16 protein-coding genes and 1 pseudogene are annotated in these 16328 nt (G+C 73.2%); 13 read left to right on the top strand and 4 right to left on the bottom strand.

The annotated features are described in order from the left end of the window. The first annotated feature begins 19 nt into the window (after positions 1–19). Positions 20–826 carry a sugar phosphate isomerase/epimerase family protein gene (locus tag QTQ03_RS15730; protein WP_289278694.1) on the top strand — a complete coding sequence of 269 codons (807 nt, stop codon included), beginning with the start codon at positions 20–22 and terminating at the stop codon, positions 824–826. A 40-nt stretch (positions 827–866) separates the two neighbouring features. On the opposite strand, the gene QTQ03_RS15725 is transcribed toward QTQ03_RS15730, so the two are convergent. Then, on the bottom strand, positions 867–1454 hold the full coding sequence (locus QTQ03_RS15725) for a CGNR zinc finger domain-containing protein (protein ID WP_289278693.1): 588 nt from the start codon (positions 1452–1454) through the stop codon (positions 867–869). 247 nt (positions 1455–1701) lie between these two features. Here QTQ03_RS15725 and QTQ03_RS15720 point away from each other — a divergent pair, with 247 nt between their 5' ends. From QTQ03_RS15720 to QTQ03_RS15680, 9 genes are all read left to right on the top strand, one after another. After that, positions 1702–2622 carry a proline dehydrogenase family protein gene (locus QTQ03_RS15720; RefSeq protein ID WP_289278692.1) on the top strand — a complete coding sequence of 307 codons (921 nt, stop codon included), beginning with the start codon at positions 1702–1704 and terminating at the stop codon, positions 2620–2622. Positions 2623–2791: 169 nt separating this feature from the next. After that, positions 2792–4189: an efflux RND transporter periplasmic adaptor subunit gene (locus QTQ03_RS15715; protein ID WP_289278691.1), complete on the top strand. Its 1398-nt coding sequence runs from the start codon at positions 2792–2794 to the stop codon at positions 4187–4189. Further along, a complete protein-coding gene (locus QTQ03_RS15710; protein WP_289278690.1) occupies positions 4186–5088 on the top strand; it encodes an ABC transporter ATP-binding protein in 903 nt (300 codons plus the stop codon). Before QTQ03_RS15715 ends, QTQ03_RS15710 begins: the two co-directional genes overlap by 4 nt. Then, the gene (locus tag QTQ03_RS15705) at positions 5085–6269 is read left to right on the top strand and encodes an ABC transporter permease (protein WP_289278689.1); all 1185 of its coding nucleotides are present in this window, start codon (positions 5085–5087) and stop codon (positions 6267–6269) included. Before QTQ03_RS15710 ends, QTQ03_RS15705 begins: the two co-directional genes overlap by 4 nt. Positions 6270–6467: 198 nt before the next feature. Continuing rightward, on the top strand, positions 6468–6677 hold the full coding sequence (locus QTQ03_RS15700; RefSeq protein WP_007465625.1) for a helix-turn-helix domain-containing protein: 210 nt from the start codon (positions 6468–6470) through the stop codon (positions 6675–6677). A 102-nt stretch (positions 6678–6779) separates the two neighbouring features. Further along, the gene (locus tag QTQ03_RS30685) at positions 6780–6992 is read left to right on the top strand and encodes a 30S ribosomal protein bS22 (protein ID WP_502889762.1); all 213 of its coding nucleotides are present in this window, start codon (positions 6780–6782) and stop codon (positions 6990–6992) included. 120 nt (positions 6993–7112) lie between these two features. Continuing rightward, the gene (locus QTQ03_RS15690; RefSeq protein WP_289278688.1) at positions 7113–8195 is read left to right on the top strand and encodes an NAD-dependent epimerase/dehydratase family protein; all 1083 of its coding nucleotides are present in this window, start codon (positions 7113–7115) and stop codon (positions 8193–8195) included. 308 nt (positions 8196–8503) lie between these two features. Then, positions 8504–9361: a lysophospholipid acyltransferase family protein gene (locus QTQ03_RS15685; RefSeq protein WP_289280849.1), complete on the top strand. Its 858-nt coding sequence runs from the start codon at positions 8504–8506 to the stop codon at positions 9359–9361. A 95-nt stretch (positions 9362–9456) separates the two neighbouring features. Then, on the top strand, positions 9457–10716 hold the full coding sequence (locus tag QTQ03_RS15680) for an MFS transporter (protein WP_289278687.1): 1260 nt from the start codon (positions 9457–9459) through the stop codon (positions 10714–10716). 3 nt (positions 10717–10719) lie between these two features. Here the strand turns inward: QTQ03_RS15680 and QTQ03_RS15675 are convergent, their stop codons facing one another. The 3 genes from QTQ03_RS15675 to QTQ03_RS15665 all read right to left on the bottom strand — a co-directional run bounded on the left by QTQ03_RS15675 (position 10720) and on the right by QTQ03_RS15665 (position 13804). Continuing rightward, positions 10720–11589 (bottom strand): HAD family hydrolase, encoded by an 870-nt coding sequence (locus tag QTQ03_RS15675; RefSeq protein WP_289278686.1) that lies wholly within the window; start codon positions 11587–11589, stop codon positions 10720–10722. Between the two features lie 103 nt (positions 11590–11692). Then, complete coding sequence (locus QTQ03_RS15670; protein WP_289278685.1) at positions 11693–12574, bottom strand: DUF5667 domain-containing protein; 882 nt, start codon at positions 12572–12574, stop codon at positions 11693–11695. 276 nt (positions 12575–12850) lie between these two features. Continuing rightward, positions 12851–13804 (bottom strand): ECF subfamily RNA polymerase sigma factor, BldN family, encoded by a 954-nt coding sequence (locus QTQ03_RS15665; protein WP_289278684.1) that lies wholly within the window; start codon positions 13802–13804, stop codon positions 12851–12853. A 616-nt stretch (positions 13805–14420) separates the two neighbouring features. Here QTQ03_RS15665 and QTQ03_RS30345 point away from each other — a divergent pair. From QTQ03_RS30345 to QTQ03_RS15650, 3 genes and pseudogenes are all read left to right on the top strand, one after another. After that, positions 14421–15544, top strand: a pseudogene (locus QTQ03_RS30345) (AMP-binding protein); the annotation flags it as partial. After that, positions 15542–16084: an AMP-binding enzyme gene (locus QTQ03_RS30340; RefSeq protein ID WP_353890634.1), complete on the top strand. Its 543-nt coding sequence runs from the start codon at positions 15542–15544 to the stop codon at positions 16082–16084. The pseudogene QTQ03_RS30345 and the gene QTQ03_RS30340, both read left to right, overlap by 3 nt. Then, positions 16077–16328 (top strand): glutaredoxin family protein, encoded by a 252-nt coding sequence (locus QTQ03_RS15650; RefSeq protein WP_289278681.1) that lies wholly within the window; start codon positions 16077–16079, stop codon positions 16326–16328. Before QTQ03_RS30340 ends, QTQ03_RS15650 begins: the two co-directional genes overlap by 8 nt.

Below are 16328 nucleotides of genomic sequence, written 5' to 3'. Positions count from 1 at the left end.
GCCGGCTACCCTCGACCATGTGACTTCCCGGGTCCCGGTGCTCCTCTCCACCTCCTCGGTCTTCCCCGAGCGCACGGCGGCGGCGTTCCAGCTGGCCGCGGCGCTCGGCTACGACGGCGTCGAGGTCATGGTCTGGACCGACGCGGTCAGCCAGGACGCCGGCGCGCTGGCCGGTCTCGCGGAGCACTACGGCGTGCCGGTGCTCTCCGTCCACGCCCCGTGCCTGCTGGTCACCCAGCGGGTGTGGAGCGCCGACCCGTGGGAGCGGCTGCGCCGCTCCGGTGAGCTGGCCGAGACCCTCGGCGCGCCGACGGTGGTGGTGCACCCACCGTTCAGCTGGCAGCGCGAGTACGCGCGCACCTTCGCCGAGGGACTGCACGACGTGGCCGAGCGGTTCAGCGGGCTGCGCTTCCCGGTGGAGAACATGTACCCGGTCCGGATGGCCGGCCGGCAGTTCGTGCCGTACGTGCCCGGGTGGGACCCGACCGAGGCCGGGTACCCGTCGTACACCCTCGACCTGTCCCACTGCGCCGCCTCGCACACCGACGCGCTGGAAATGGCCGACCGGATGGGCGCCGGCCTGGCACACGTCCACCTGGGCGACGGCACGGGCGAGGGGCGCGACGAGCACCTGGTGCCGGGTCGGGGCACCCAACCCTGCGCCGAGCTGCTGCGCTCGCTGGCCGGTCGGGGTTTCACCGGGTCGGTGGCGGTGGAGGTGTCGACCCGGGGCGCGAAGAGTCGCGCCGTCCGCGAGGCGGACCTGCGGGCCGCGTTGGAGTTCGCCCGGCAGCACCTCGGCACGCCGTCCCCGGTCGACGCCTGACCCGGCGGGAGCGCTGCCCCCGCCGGGCGGAAGCGCGCGGTCAGCTGACGGGCGTGAGGGTGTCCGCCGGGGCGGTCGACTGGGGCGCCACCGTGACCCGCCCGCCGACCGCGGCCCGCTTCCGGGCCCGGTGCGCGGCTACGTGCGAGCGGGTGGCGCAGCGCTCGGAGCAGAACCGCCGGCAGCAGTTCGACGACGTGTCCAGGTAGACGTTGCCGCAGCGGTCGTCGGCGCACACCCCGAACCGGGCGCTGCCGTACTCGCAGAGCCAGACCGACAGGCCCCAGACCGCGCCGGCCAGGTATTCCGCGCTCACCGAGGCGCCGCGGCTGGTGACGTGCATGTGCCAGTCGCTGGAGTCGTGCCCGGAGATGCGGGGCTGGACCGGGTACGACGCGAGTAGCCCGTTCAGTTCGGCGACCGCCTGGGCGTCCCGCCCGGACGTGCCGTACTCGAAGACGTCACGGAGGCGCTTCTGCGCACGTCGGAACGTCGAGAGGTCCCGCTCCGACACCTCGTCGCGCATCCACGCGTTGTCGTCGGGGAACAGCGATCGTAGGGCGTCGAGGTCGTCCAGCCGCGCGTTGACGAGATCAACGCCGGTCCGGGCGTACGCGTCGAAGTTCACCCCACCAACGGTAGACGACGCACCAGGTGCGGAGCGTCGATGTAGTGCGGCAGGAACCGCGCATAACCCTCGGTGATCAGGGTTGCGCTCTCTCGGACGCCGGCGCGGGCCGGCTCGTGGTCGACGACCCGGCTACGAGGAGGGGCCCGCTCGGCGCCCGGGGACACCGTCGACGCCCCGGCGCCCGCCTGGCCACAGCAGCCCTGCCGCGCGGAGCCGCTCCCGGCACGGGCGTTACGCTCAGCTCATGCTCCGTTCCGTCATCCTCGCCGCTGCCCGGTCATCCCAGGTTGAGCGGCTTGTCGCGACGGCCCCGTTCACCCGGGCCGTCGTGCGCCGATTCGTCGCCGGCGCCACGACCGACGACGCGTTGCGCGCGACCCGCGAACTCGTCGACGACGGTCTCGCGGTCACCCTCGACAACCTCGGCGAGGACACCGTCACCCCCGAGCAGGCCACCGCCACCCGGGACGAGTACCTGGAGCTGCTGCGAATGCTCGCCACCGCCGGGCTCACCCCGGCCGCCGAGGTGAGCGTCAAGCTCTCCGCGCTGGGCCAGATGTTCGACGAGCAGCTCGCGTACGACAACGCGCGGGCCATCTGCGCGGCGGCCGACGAGGCGGGCACCACGGTCACCCTCGACATGGAGGACCACACCACCACCGACTCGACGCTGGACATCCTCGCCAAGCTCCGTAAGGACCATCCGGCGACCGGGGCGGTGCTCCAGGCGTACCTGCGGCGCACCGAGTCGGACTGCCGTGAGCTGGCGGGCGCCGGGTCGCGGGTGCGGTTGTGCAAGGGCGCGTACTCCGAGCCCGAGTCGGTGGCCTACCAGTCCGCCCGCGACGTGGACAGGTCGTACGTCCGCTGCCTGAACGTCCTCATGTCCGGCGACGGGTACCCGATGCTCGCCACCCACGACCCCCGGCTGATCGCGATCGGCGAGGACCGGGCCCGCTGGTTCGACCGCGGCCCGGAACGGTTCGAGTTCCAGATGCTGTACGGCATCCGCCCGGAGGAGCAGGCCCGGCTGGTCGGCGAGGGCCACACCGTGCGCAGCTACGTCCCCTACGGGGACCAGTGGTACGGCTACCTCATGCGCCGCCTCGCCGAGCGCCCCGCCAATGTGGCCTTCTTCGCGCGCGCCCTGGCATCCAGGAAGTAGCCCCGCGACGACCCGACGGCGCCGGCGGTGACGCGCGTGGTCGCCGCGGGCCCACGGCCGGCCGGCTCGTCGCTCCTCCGACCGCCGGTGATCGTCCACGGCGACTGCGTGGCGTATGTCCGGAGTGTCGCGGACTGACGAGCCGGGGCCGTGGTGGCGGGCTCGTAACATGGGGCGCGTGCGCCGCACCGAGCCGCCGCGGCTACCCGCAGCCACGCGCCCCCGCCTGCTCACCGCCCTGCTCGCCGTTCTCGTTTTGACCGGCACCACCGCCGCCTCGTGCGGCGGGGAGGAGTCGCCGGTCGCCGTCGCCGCGGCCGGTCGGACCGCCGTTGCCGAGGTCATCGACGCCCCGGCCACCGTGACCGCTCGTGCCGCCGCCACGCTCACCGCCCCCGCCGACGGGACGCTGGCGAGCATCCGCGTACAGCCCGGCCAGCGGGTGCGGCGCGGCCAGGTGCTTGCCGTGATCGACTCGCCGCAGGCGCAGGAGCGGCTCCGGCAGGCGAAGGAGGCGCTCGACGCCGCCAAGCGGGCCGGCCGCGGCGGTGGCGGGGGAGGAGACCTGTCCGGCGGGCTGCGCGGGACCGACCGCGCCGCCGACGAGACCTACGCGGCGGCCCGCGCGGCGGCGGCGAGGATCAGCGATCGGGAGCTGCGCGAGGCGTTGCTGCTTCAGGTTCGCCAGGCCCAGCAGCGATACCAGGCCGCCGCGCGCGCCGCCGACCGCGCGGTCCGCGCGGTGCAGCGCGGGGTGAGCAACCTCAATGCCGCCGTCGGCGCGCTCGCCACCGCCCAGCGACTCCAGGCCCAGCAGGCGTACGACCTGGCGAGGACGACCGTGGACGCGCTGACCCTGCGTGCCCCGGTCGGCGGTGTCGTCCAGGTGGGCGGGACGGCGACCAGCGCCGGAGTTTCCCCCGAGTCCCTGGCCGGGTTGCTGGGTGGCGGCGTGCCGGCTGCGCTCGACCCGGCGGCGCTCGGCGTCGCACCGGCTGGCCCGCCGCCGGGGGTGGACGTCGCGGTGCCGGTGGGTGGTCTGGTGACGGCCGGCACGCCGGTGCTGACGGTCGTCGACACCGGTCAGCTCGGGCTGCTCGCCGAGGTCGACGAGACCGACGTGCTGCTGGTCAGGGCCGGGCTGGCGGCGACCGTCGAGCTGGACGCGGTCCCCGGCGCCTGGTACGAGGCCACCGTCCGCTCGGTCGACGTTCTGCCCACCACCTCGGCGCGGGGAGGGGTGGGGTACCGGGTGCGGCTGCTGCTCGGTGCCGGTCGGTTCGGCGAGGGAGAGGCCGCGCCGACTCCCCGCCCGGGCATGAACGCGGTGGTCCGGCTCCAGGTGCGGGAGGCCACCGACGCGATCACCGTGCCGGCGTCGGCGGTCTTCACGGCCGACGGGCGGGACGTGGTCTGGGTGGTGCGCGGCGGCCGGGCCGAGCGGGCACCGGTCACCGTCGGAGTGCAGGGGGAGGACCTCGTGCAGATCGTACGCGGGGTGCGGCTCGGCGACCGGATCGTGGTGCGCGGCGCCGACCAGGTCCGCGACGGCCAGGAGGTGGGGTGAGCCCGCCGGCGATCGAGGCTGTTGCCGTGTCCCGCACGTACCGGCATGACGGGGTGTCGGTGTCGGCCCTGCGCGGGGTGTCGCTGACAGTCGAGCCGGGGGACTATGTGGCCCTGGTCGGGCCGTCCGGCTCCGGCAAGTCGACCCTCATGCACCTGCTCGGCGGGCTGGACCGGCCGACCGGCGGCCGGTTGGAGATCGGTGGTCGGGAGGTGACCAGCCTCTCCGCCGCCGAGCTGGCGGCGCTGCGCAACGAGACCATCGGCTTCGTGTTCCAGGCCTTCCATCTGCTGCCCCGAACTTCCGCGGTGGACAACGTGGCGCTTCCCCTGGTCTATCGGGGGATGGGTGCCCGGCAGCGGCGGGAACGGGCCGCCGCGATGCTCGGCCGGGTCGGTCTCGGGCACCGGCTCGACCACCGGCCGAACCAGCTTTCCGGTGGTGAGCAGCAGCGGGTGGCGATCGCCCGCGCGTTGGTCACCGACCCGACGGTGCTGCTCGCCGACGAGCCGACCGGCAATCTTGACAGCGGAACCGGCGCGGCCGTGCTGGAGCTGCTGGAACGGCTCAACGCCGAGTCCGGTGTGGCGCTGGTGATGGTCACCCACGACAACGAGGTCGCGGCGCGGGCGCGCCGGCGGATCGCGATGCGGGACGGGGTGGTCGTCGCGGACAGCGCCGTCGATCATCGGCATGATCCACCGGTGTCGGGAGACGGCGGACCACCTGACACACTGGTGCCCGCTCCCAGCGCGGAGCCCCGGTCCGCGTCCGGAAGCGGTCCGGGGCGCCTGTTCGGTGGCACCGGTGGGCCCGCCGGAGTCACCGGACGCCGCGCGGCTGCGGGGCCGGGCGAGCCGACCGACGAGGCTGCGGGCGGCTGGGAGGACCGCTCGTGAGGCTGGCCGAGGGATGGCGGGTTGCCCTGGACGCGCTGCGGGTCAACCGGCTGCGCAGCACCCTGACCATGCTCGGTGTGATCATCGGGGTCGCCTCGGTGGTGATCCTCGTGGCGATCGGCTCCGGCACCAAGCAGCGGGTCGAGCAGCAGGTCGAGGGCCTGGGCTCGAATCTGTTGCTGGTCGTCCCCGGCCGGCTGGACGTGGGGGCCGCTCCGGCGCTCTCCCCGCTGACCCTGGACGACGTCGACGCGGTCACCCGGGTGGTCGGTGACCCCGACCGGGTGGCCGTCGCCGTCGCCTCCGGCGCCACGGTCCGGGCGGGCACCCGGTCGGACTTCAGCACGGTGCAGGGTGTGCTGGAGACGACTCCCACCGTGTTCACCCGCGAGCTCGCCCGGGGCCGTTACCTCAGTCGGTCCGACGTGGACACCAGTCGCAGGGTGGCGGTGCTGGGTGCGTCGGTGGCGCGGTCCCTCTTTCCGGACCGGGACCCGGTCGGGCGGCAGGTCACCGTCTCCGGGGTCCGGTTCCGGGTGATCGGGGTGTTCGCCCCGCTCGGCCAGAGCCTCGGCGTGGACCGGGACGACGAGGTGCACGTGCCGGTCACCGCCGCGCAACGGCTGTACGGCACGCAGCGGATCGACGGCATCGCGGTGAGGGCGCCGGACCGGGAGCGGATCGACGAGCTGGGCGAGCGGATCATCGCCGACCTGACCCGCCGGCACCCGGCGACCGAGTTCAGCGCGGTCACCCAGGAGCAGATCCTCGGCGTCCTCGGTGACATCCTGGGCATCCTCACCGGGGTGCTGGCCGCGATCGCCGGCATCTCGCTGTTGGTCGGCGGCGTCGGCGTCTCCAACATCATGCTGGTCTCGGTTCGCGAGCGGACCAGGGAGATCGGGTTACGCAAGGCGGTCGGCGCCCGCCCTCGGGACATCGGCGTGCAGTTCCTGCTGGAGGCGGTGCTGCTGACCTCGATCGGCGGGCTGACCGGGATGGCCCTCGGGGTCGGTACCGCGCTCGCCGTGGCGGCGGTGTCGCCGATCCCGGCGGCGGTCACCTGGTGGTCCTTGGCGCTGGCGTTCGGCGTGTCGGCGGCCGTTGGGATCGTGTTCGGCGTGGTGCCCGCGCAGCGCGCCGGGCGGCTGGACCCGGTCGTGGCACTGCGGTCGGAGTGAGCCGTGCCGAGCCGGATGTTTGTCGTCGACGGGACGTAACAACCGGTCGGACGCCCGTGCGAATTATGATCGGTTGTCCGAAGGGATCGCGCCGGTCACAGCGGCCCCGCTACCGTACTGGTAACACGCGCGTCGCCGGTCCGGGCGGAGGCTCCCCGCCGGATCGCACGCGCCGGGCATGGGATGGGCTGGTGAGCCATGGCCGGGTCGCAGTCCGACGGTCGGCTGTCGGAGGTCAAGTTTCTCACCGTCGCCGAGGTAGCGACGGTCATGCGGGTGTCGAAGATGACGGTCTACCGGCTGGTGCACAGCGGCGAGCTCACCGCGGTCCGGGTCGGTCGGTCGTTCCGCGTTCCCGAGCACGCCGTGCACGAATACCTACGCGGCGCCTTCCAGGAAACCGCCTGAGCCGCCGGGGCGCGCGGACCGGTCGGCGTGACGGCTGGCGAAGGGGCCGTGTTGGTCCTGCTGACGCTCTCCGGCTACCCTGGACCCCGACCATGACCGCAGGTGCGCACCGCCGCCGATCCCGCCGGTCTGGTCCGTTGTCCGCAAGCGGTTGCCGGTGTCACCTGTGGCGTCATCCGGCCCGCCCCGCATGTTGCATCGAAAGGCTTTCGTATGGGCTCGGTGGTCAAGAAGCGCCGCAAGCGCATGGCTAAGAAGAAGCACCGCAAGCTGCTGCGCAAGACCCGCGTCCAGCGTCGCCGTCTCGGCAAGTGACCATGGTGCCGGGTTCGGCCCGGCACCATGGTCACTTGCCAACTGTCGACCCTCGGAGGCTCAGGTGATCAGGCCTTGGACGTCCCGGCTCGATCCCGCCTGCCGAGAGTGGTGCGAGACATGACCCCCGGTGGCACTCCTGGTGCGCCGGGGGTCGTCGTCGTGACCGGGGTGAGCCGCTACCTCGGTGCTCACGTCGCCGCCCGGCTCGCCGCCGACCCGCGGATCGGGCGGGTCATCGGCATCGACCCACCCGCGTCCGGTACGGAGCTGCCCGACCTGCCCGACCTGCTCGAACGGGTCGAGACGGTCCGCGTGGACGCCGGCTCGATCGGTGGTCTGCTCACCGACCTCGACGTGGCTGTCGTGGTGCACCTCGCCCTGATCAGCGGGCCGGACCCGCAGCAAGGGGGCCGGGCGGCGATGAAGGAACAGAACGTCATCGGCACGATGCAGCTGCTCGCCGCCGCCCAGCGGGCTCCCCGGCTACGCAAGCTCGTCATCCGCTCGTCGACCGCCGCGTACGGGGCCTCGTTCCGCGACCCGGCGGTGTTCACCGAGGAGACCGAACCGCGCGAGGTGCCACGTGGTGGGTTCGGCCGTGACATCCTGGACATCGAGGGGTATGTGCGAGGTTTCCGCCGTCGCCGGCCCGAGGTGATCGCCACCGTCCTGCGCTTCGCGCCGTTCATCGGCTCCACCGCCGACACCACCCTCACCCGCTACTTCTCGCAGCCGGTGGTGCCCACCGTCTTCGGCCGGGATCCCCGGTTGCAGTTCCTGCACTTCAACGACGCGCTGGAGGTGCTGCACCGGTCGATCGTCGAGGACCATCCCGGCACCTACAACGTGGCGGGTCCCGGTGTGCTCGCGCTCTCCCAGGCCATCCGGCGGGCCGGCCGGGTCGCGGTGCCGGTCCTCGAACCGGGCCTGTCCGGCGCCGCGGCGCTCGCCCGTAACCTCGGGTTCGGCCGCTACGGGCTCGACCAAGTCGACCTCTTCGTGCACGGACGGGTCGTCGACACCGGCCGGCTCGAGCGGAAGTATGGTTTCACGCCGCGCTCCACGGCCGTCGCGTTCGACGACTTCATCCGCGCCCACCGCGGTGGTGCCGTGGTGACCCGGGATCAGCTCGCCGCCGCCGAGCGGCGGGTGCTGGAGGGGATCCGGCAGGTCCGCACGGCCGTCCGGGAGGGGTCGTGACCGGTCGAGCCCGGCGGGAGTCGGCCGGCGACGACGGCCGGTACGACCTACCGTTGGCGGTGCCGGAGCCGGCCCGGGCCAACGGGCACCGCCCGGCCGCGGCAGCCGACGAGCCGGACACGCCGGCGACGGACGAGCCGGCCGCCGCGCGGACGAACGAGCCAGGCACGGCGCCGGGCGGTCCCGACGCCGCCGCGGCCGCCGACCTGTCCTCGGTGGGCGGGCCGGTGGACGCGGGCGGGGCGATCCCGGCGCACCGGGACGGACCGGCGGGCCCCCGGCGGGCGCCCGGGCCGGACGCACCGGCGGTGACCGACCGCCCCGGCGACCACTGGGACCGCAAGGTCGCGAACGGCCTGGCGTTCCTGCGGCGGCGGCTCGCCGGTGAGTACGAGGTCGACGAGTTCGGCTTCGACCCGCAGATCACCGAGGCCGTGTTCCACCCGCTGCTGCGACTGCTCTACCGGGACTGGTTCCGCACCGAGGCCACCGGCTTGGAGAATGTGCCGGTCAACGGGCCCGGCCTGGTGGTGGGCAACCACTCCGGCACGATGGCGCTTGACGCGTTGATCCTCTCGGCCGTGCTGCACGACCGGCACCCGGCGCGTCGGTTCCTCCGCCTGCTCGGCGCGGATCTGGTCTTCCGGATGCCGGTGGTGTCGGAGATCGCCCGCAAGACCGGCGGTACGGTGGCCTGCAACCCGGATGCGGAGCGCCTGCTCGGCGCCGGTGAACTGGTGGGCGTCTTCCCCGAGGGTTTCAAGGGCATCGGCAAGCTGTACGCGGAACGCTACAAGCTGCAACGCTTTGGCCGAGGCGGTTTCGTGTCGGCGGCGCTGCGGACCGGGACGCCGATCGTGCCGGTGGCCATCGTCGGCGGCGAGGAGATCTACCCGATGCTCGCCGACGTGAAGCCGCTCGCGCGGCTGCTCAAGCTGCCGTACTTCCCGATCACGCCGACCTTTCCCTGGCTCGGCCCGTTGGGCATCGTGCCGCTGCCGAGCAAGTGGCTGATCGAGTTCTGCCCGCCAATCCCCACCGCCCAGCTGACCGACTCGGCCGACGACCCGTTGGTGGTGTTCAACCTCGCCGACCAGGTGCGGGAGACCATCCAGCAAACCCTGCACAAGCTGCTGGAACGCCGGCCGGACCCGTTCGGCCTCTGAACGGGGGCGACGCCGGCCGGTCCGCTGTGCGTGAGCGCGTCGCCGACGAAACTCCGGTGCGGCCCCGAGTCCGAACGTCGTACGGTCCTGGGTTTGTGAGCAGGATGGTGGAGGCCGCCGTGCCGGCCCGGCTGGGGATCGGATTCCGCTGGTTGTTGGCGTCGTCGTGGGCGACGAACCTCGGTGACGGGATCGCGGTCGCCGCCGGGCCGCTGTTGGTGGCGTCGCTGACCGACGAACCGTTCCTGGTGTCGCTGGCGGCGCTGCTGCGCTGGGCCCCGCCGATGGTGTTCGGTCTGTACGCCGGCGTGCTCTCCGACCGGCTCGACCGGCGGCGGATCGTGCTGGTGGCGAACGCGGTCCGGGTGGTGGTGCTCGGCGTGCTGACCCTGGCGCTGGTGGCCGACCGGGTCTCGGTGTTCGGGGCGTTGCTGGCGTTGGGGTTGATCGCCACCGCCGAGGTCTTCGCCGACAACACCACCGGCACGCTGACCCCCATGCTGGTGCGGCGGGACGACCTGGCGATCGCCAACGCCCGTGTGCTGGCCGGGTTCATCACGCTCAACCAGTTGGCCGGCCCGGCGATCGGGGCGGCGCTGTTCGCAGCCGGTCAGGCCTGGCCCTTCGCCACCGAGGCGATCCTTGCCGCAGCCGGCGTGCTGCTGGTGTCCCGGGTGTCGCTACCGCCACGCGACCCGGTTTCGGCGGAGGCGGCCCGCAGTGTGCGGCGGGACATCGTCGAAGGCCTCCGCTGGACCGTCCGCCATCCGGCCGTCCGGACGCTCTGCCTCACCATCCTGGTTTTCAACATCACGTACGGAGCGGCCTGGTCGGTCCTGGTGCTCTACGCGGCCGACCGCCTTGATCTGGGTGCCGTCGGCTTCGGCCTGCTCAGCACCGTGACGGCAGTCGGCGGCCTGCTCGGCACCGTCGGGTACGGGTGGCTGACCCGTCGGGTGAGCCTGGGTGGGATCATGCGGGTTGGGTTGATCATCGAGACGCTCACGCACCTCGGTCTCGCCGTGACCACCTCGCCGTGGGTCGCCGCCGCGGTCCTGTTCGTCTTCGGTGCGCACGCGTTCGTCTGGGGCACTACCTCGCTGACCATCCGGCAGCGGGCCGTCCCGACCCACCTGCAGGGGCGAGTGAACAGCATCAACACCATCAGCACGTTCGGCGGCCTCGTCGTCGGTTCGGCGGTGGGTGGCCTGCTGGTCACCCCGTTCGGTGTCACCGGGCCCTTCTGGTTCGCCTTCGCCGGTTCGGCGGTCCTCGTCGTCCTGTTGTGGCGCGAGTTCGCCCGCATCGCACACGGTCAGGAGTCGACCGCCGAGCCGGCCGTGGCGACCGCCTGAGGGTCAGGAGACGCGCTGGCGGCGCCGGTGCAGGGCCAAGCCCGCGGTCACCGCCCCGGCGACCAGCCCGGCGGCGGCCGTCGACGGGACGGCGATCTTCACCGCTCGGCGTCCGCTGCGGAAGTCCCGGACCTCCCAGCCGCGCTGTCGTGCCTCCCGCAGCAGGACGGCGTCCGGGTTGATCGCCACCCCCCGTCCGACGGTGCTGAGCATGGGCAGGTCGTTGGCCGAATCGCTGTACGCGGTGCAGCGGGAGAGGTCGAGGCCTTCCACCGCGGCGAGCTGGATGATCGCCTCGGCCTTCGCCGGCCCGTGCATGAGATCGCCGACCAGCCGCCCGGTGTAGGACCCGTCGACCACCTCGGCCACCGTGCCCATCGCGCCGGTCAGCCCCAGCCGGGCGGCGATCACCCGGCCGATCTCCACGGGCGCCGCGCTGACCAGCCAGACCCGCTCACCGGCGTCGAGGTGGCGCTGCGCGATCCGGCGCGTGCCGGCCCAGATCCGGGGTGCCATCAGCTCGTCGAAGATCTCCTCGGCAAGCCGCTGCACGTCCTCCACCCGCCAGCCCTCGATGAAGGCGAGCGCGACCTCCCTGGCCTGTGACATGTCCCCGGAGCGCTCGGTGGCGAGCACCCGGAACCGCAGTTGCTGCCAGGCGAACCGGATCAGGTCGCCGGTGGTGAAGTAGTTGCGTGCGGCCAGGCCGCGGGCGAACCAGTAGATCGACGCGCCCTGCATCATCGTGTTGTCCACGTCGAAGAAGGCGGCGGCGGTCGAATCCGGTGCCGGGGGCGGCGTGTCCACCTCTGCCCAGCCGGGGGTGGGACCGTGCGGGTGGGCCCTGAGCGTCACCTTCCGGCTGCGGGACACCTACCCTCCCTCCGCTCGGCCGGTGCGTCCTGCGCCACGTCGCGTGGGTAGCCGGAGGCGGCGCCCGGTCTGGCGTTGGTCATGGCACGTCGATGGACGGCGGTCAGCGGGCGGCGGCGCAGGTGGCCGGGGCCGGGCCGAGGGCGTCGCTGGCGGTCGGCGCCGGCAGGCCGCACGCGATGGCGGCGCGGAGCGCGGCTGAGCGCTTGCCGACCGCGTCCAGCAGGGCGAGCGAGCGGCGGGTGCGTTCCCGCTCGGCGGGTGTTCCCTCGTCGAGCAAGGCACCCACGGCCCGCTGCTGGGCCGTGACGAAGGTGTTGATCCGATCGAGCACCGCCGGGTCGGGACGCTGCACGGCGGCACCGGTCAGCAGGCGTACGCCGTGGCGGGTGTCGGCGTCCATGTCGTCCAGAACGTCGCTGTAGCCCACCTGGTCGCCCCGCAGCTCCGCGGCCTCGCCCAACCGGGTGCGGGCGAAGTCCAGGAAGAGCTGCCCACGGCTGACGTCGGAGCTGGTGAACGCGAGCTGGGCGCGCTCGGTGGACCGCTTCATGCCGTACAGCGCGTCGCCTGGCACGGCGTTTTCGCTGGCGGCCGAGATGCCGGAGACGGCCACGGCGCCGGCCGTGATGCCGATCAGGATGGCGCCGCGGGCGCGGGCGCGCCGTGCGGTGACCGCCGGCAGTACGGGCCAGCGGGTTACGGCCGAGCGGCGTGCCGGGACGGCGGCCCCGCCGGCGGAGGCGGAGGCACCGACACCTTCGCGCTCGGCGGTGGCCAGCAGCATCGCCCGCAGGCCGGCGCGGAATTCCGGGTCCACCGTGATCGCCGGTGGGTTGGCGCTGAGCTGCCGCCCGACCGCGACGAGCGCGGTGAGCTGGTCGTCCGCGCGGGACCGTGCGCGGTGCCGTCGGCCACCGTTGGCCTCGCCGAGGAGCTGAGCGAAGCGCTCGGCGCGTCGGCGGGAGAAGAGGTCACTGTCCACCGCTGGCACCTCCTCTCGCTGGTCACGGCCGGTCGGCCGCGGTCGTCACCGGTGACCGGTGACGGCGGGACACCGCAGGGCAACTCGTGGCCGGCGGCGTCGCCGGAGCTGAGAAACCCGGAGGACGCCGGGACTGCCATCGGTCGCACCCGGACAAACGCGCCGTGCCGGGCACGGGTTACGGGGCCGGCGGGGGCGAAATTACGGAAAGTGATCGGTCTCACTGGTGGCCAGCCGCGTGGAGCTGAGGGTGTCGCCGGACCTGTGCCGCCCGGATCACGGTTGGAAGCCGTCGGGCAGCAGCCGCGCCAGAGCCCGTACCGCTCGGTACTGCAGCGCCTTGATCGCGCCCTCGTTCTTGCCCATCGCCCGCGCGGTCTCCGCTACCGAGAAGCCCTGTAGGAAACGGAGCACGATGCACTCCTGTTGCTCCGGGTTGAGCTGTTTGACGGCGCTGAGTAGGGCGACGTTGGTGATGTGTTCGACCACCGCCGCCTCCGGGCTGCCCTCCGGGCCCCGGTCCTCCCGATCGGCGTCGAGCACGTCGCCGGTGGTCACCTCCAGCCGGTACCGGCCGGACTTGAAGTGGTCCGCCACCAGGTTGCGGGCGATCGTCACCAGCCACGCCCCGAGGTCCCGGCCCTGCCAGGTGAAGCTGCCGATCCGCTTGAGCGCACGCAGGAAGGTGTCGGAGGTGAGGTCCTCCGCCAGTTGGCGGTTGCCCACGCGGAAGTAGATGAACCGGAACACCGTGTCGACGTAGCGGTCGTAGATCAGCCCGAACGCCTCGGTTTCGCCGGCCTGCGCCCGCTCCACCAGCGCCCAGACCTCGGTTGCCGGGTCGGACGGGTCGGGGCGGCTGGGGAACCCGGTCGCGTTGCCGGTTTCGGCGGCGGGCACCGCCGGCAGCACCGCGGTCTCCGCGGTGGAGGAGTCGGCGGTGGCTGGTGGGTCGGCGGCCCGGCGGCCCTGCACCGGCATCGTCGGCCGGGCCGGTGTGGCGACCCGGCCGCCGATCGGCTTGGCGTTTCCGCCCGGGGCCGCCGGTCTCGCTGGTGGCTCGTTGTGGTGTGGGCGGTTGCGCAGGCGGTTCGACCCGCTGTCGGTTCGGGCGGCGAGGCCGCCCGTGTCCTCGACGGAGCCGCGGGCGGCCGGCCGTTCGTTCATCGCCGGCCGGGGCGCCGGGCCGGTCAGGCCGACCGGGCGGTCCGCGTAGCCGAAGGCTGTCATCGGGCCACCTCCGGCCCGCCGGGTACGCGATGGTCGGGCAGGGCGGTGCGGGGGTGTGCCGGCGTGCGGCAGACCCCCTTGAGGTGCTGGTCCAATGCGCTCACGGGCACGGGGGCCTCCTCGGGGCTGAGGGGTGTCGACTCACGGCAAATGGGGTGAGCCGACCCGAGTGATGATAGGGCCAACGTCACCCGCGCGTGGCAAGTCCGTTACACAGGGCCGAAGTATTTCCTGCGGTGTCGCGGAGCCGGCGGACCGGTTGTCCGTCGTGTGCGGTTGACTTTCGGGTTTCCCGGTGGTCTGCAATGGATCCGCAGGTGGGCGATGCCGTATGTGGCCGATCCGACGACCCGGTCGACCCGGTCGGCCGAGGGTGGATCGGCGTGTCGGCCCCTCCGAGGTGTCCTATGCGCGGGACCAGAGGTGTCACCGGTCGTGTCGGCGGCTGGTCCCGTCGCTGGGACCACCACACGTCGCCGTGGCGGTTGCGTGCCGTCCGGTCCGTGCGTCCGTCGATCCGTCGCGTCGGGGCCTCCCGGCCGGTGTGTGACGGGCCCGCGGGCAGTTCGGTGTCGTCGGCCGTACCGGTTCCGGGCATAGCCGGGCCGGCCGGGCTGTGCCAGACTCGGCGACCGTGCAGGACACATCGCGAAGCAGCGCGTCGACCCTCGCCGACCGCCTCCGCCGGGCTGCCGTCGCCCACGGCGGCCAGCCCGCGCTGCACTGGCGTGGGACGACGCTGAGCTGGTCCGAACTGGACACGGCAGTGACGGCTGGCGCACACGCGTTGGTGGCGCAGGCGGTAGGCGCCGACCGGCACCCGCCCCGGGTCGCGATCGCGCTCGGCAACACGCCGGACTTCGTGGTGAGCTACCTGGGCGCGCTGCGTGCCGGACTGATCGCCGTGCCGGTCACCCGGCCCTCACCGCCCGCGAACTCGCGCACATCCTGGCGGACTCTGGCGCGTCCGTGCTGATCGGGACCAGACAGGTGCGCGACCGGATCGGCGAGGTGGTCGACGACCTGCCGGCGCTCGTCGTCGTGCAGTCCGCGCCTCCGGCAGCGGACGGCGACGGCGAATTCCCGGCTCGGGGCGGGGAGGACCTCGCCGTGTTGCTCTACACCTCCGGCACCGAGGGACGGCCGAAGGGGGCGATGCTGTCACACCGCGCCCTGGCGGCCAACCATGAGCAGCTCGAACGCATCGAGCCAGCCGTGGTGGGTCCAGACGACACCGTGCTGCTCGCGCTGCCGCTGTTTCACGCCTACGGGCTCAACTCCGGGCTCGGCTCGGTCGTCCACCACGGGGCGACGGGGGTGCTGGTCGACGACCTCGGGGCCGACCTGGGGCTCGCCGAGATCGCCCGGCACCGGGTCACCGTGCTGGTCGGCGTACCGTCGATGATCGCGGCGTGGTCCACGGCGGACACCGCGCCGGCCGCTGCGGCGCTGGCGACGGTGCGGGTCGCCGTCAGCGGCGCGGCGCCGCTGGAGCCGGCCGCCGCGGCGCGGTTCGGCGTGGTGACCGGGCTTGCGGCGCACGTCGGGTACGGGCTGACGGAGACCTCGCCGGTGCTCACCTCCACCCTCGTCGGTGGGGAGGCAAAGCCCGGCTCGATCGGCCGCCCGCTACCCGGTGTGGAGTTGCGGCTGGTCGCGGCGGACGGGGCCGACCTGTGGCGGGACGGTGCCGCCGTGCCTGACGACGACGCCGACGAGCTGGACATCGCCGACCCGGTGCCGGGCACCGACCCCGGGCAGATCGTGGTTCGCGGGGCCAACGTCTTCTCCGGGTACTGGCCGGACGGGCGGGGCGGGCCGGACGCCGAGGGCTGGTGGGCGACCGGCGACGTGGCGTACGCCGACGGCGACGGGGACCTGTTCCTGGTTGACCGGATCGGCGAGCTGATCCTGGTCAACGGCTTCAACGTCTACCCGCACGAGGTGGAACTGGTGCTCGCCGCGCACCCGGGCGTGGCGGAGTCTGCCGTACTGGGTGTGCCGTACCCGCGGACCGGCGAGACTGTCCACGCGTACGTGGTTCTGAAACCGGGCCGGGAGGTGACGGTGTCGGAACTGCTCGCCCACTGCGCCCGCAACCTGGCCCGGTTCAAGTGCCCGACCAGCGTCGAGTTCGTCGACGAGCTGCCGCACTCGGCGATCGGTAAGGTCCGCAAGAGGCTGCTCCGGTCGCCGGCGCCGCCCGCGCCGCCGCCGACGGCGGCCCCGACCGACAGCGAGCCGGCCCTGACCGGTACGACGGAGGAGACAGATGCGTGAACCTCGCCTCGCCCTGATCACCCGACCGGGTTGCCACCTCTGCACGGACGCGAAGGCAGCGCTGGACCGGGTGGTGGCGGTCACCGGGGACCAGTGGGTCGAGAAGGACGTGACCGGCGACCTCGAGCTGGAGCGGGAGTACGGCGACCGACTGCCGGTGGTGCTGCTCGACGGCAAGGAGCACGGCTACTGGCGGGTCGAGGAGGAGCGGTTGCTGCACGACCTCACCGAACCGCAGCTCTGA

The sequence above is a fragment of the Micromonospora sp. WMMA1363 genome (genome assembly GCF_030345795.1).
Taxonomy (GTDB): domain Bacteria; phylum Actinomycetota; class Actinomycetes; order Mycobacteriales; family Micromonosporaceae; genus Micromonospora.
This window is presented reverse-complemented; position numbering and strand designations above follow the sequence as displayed.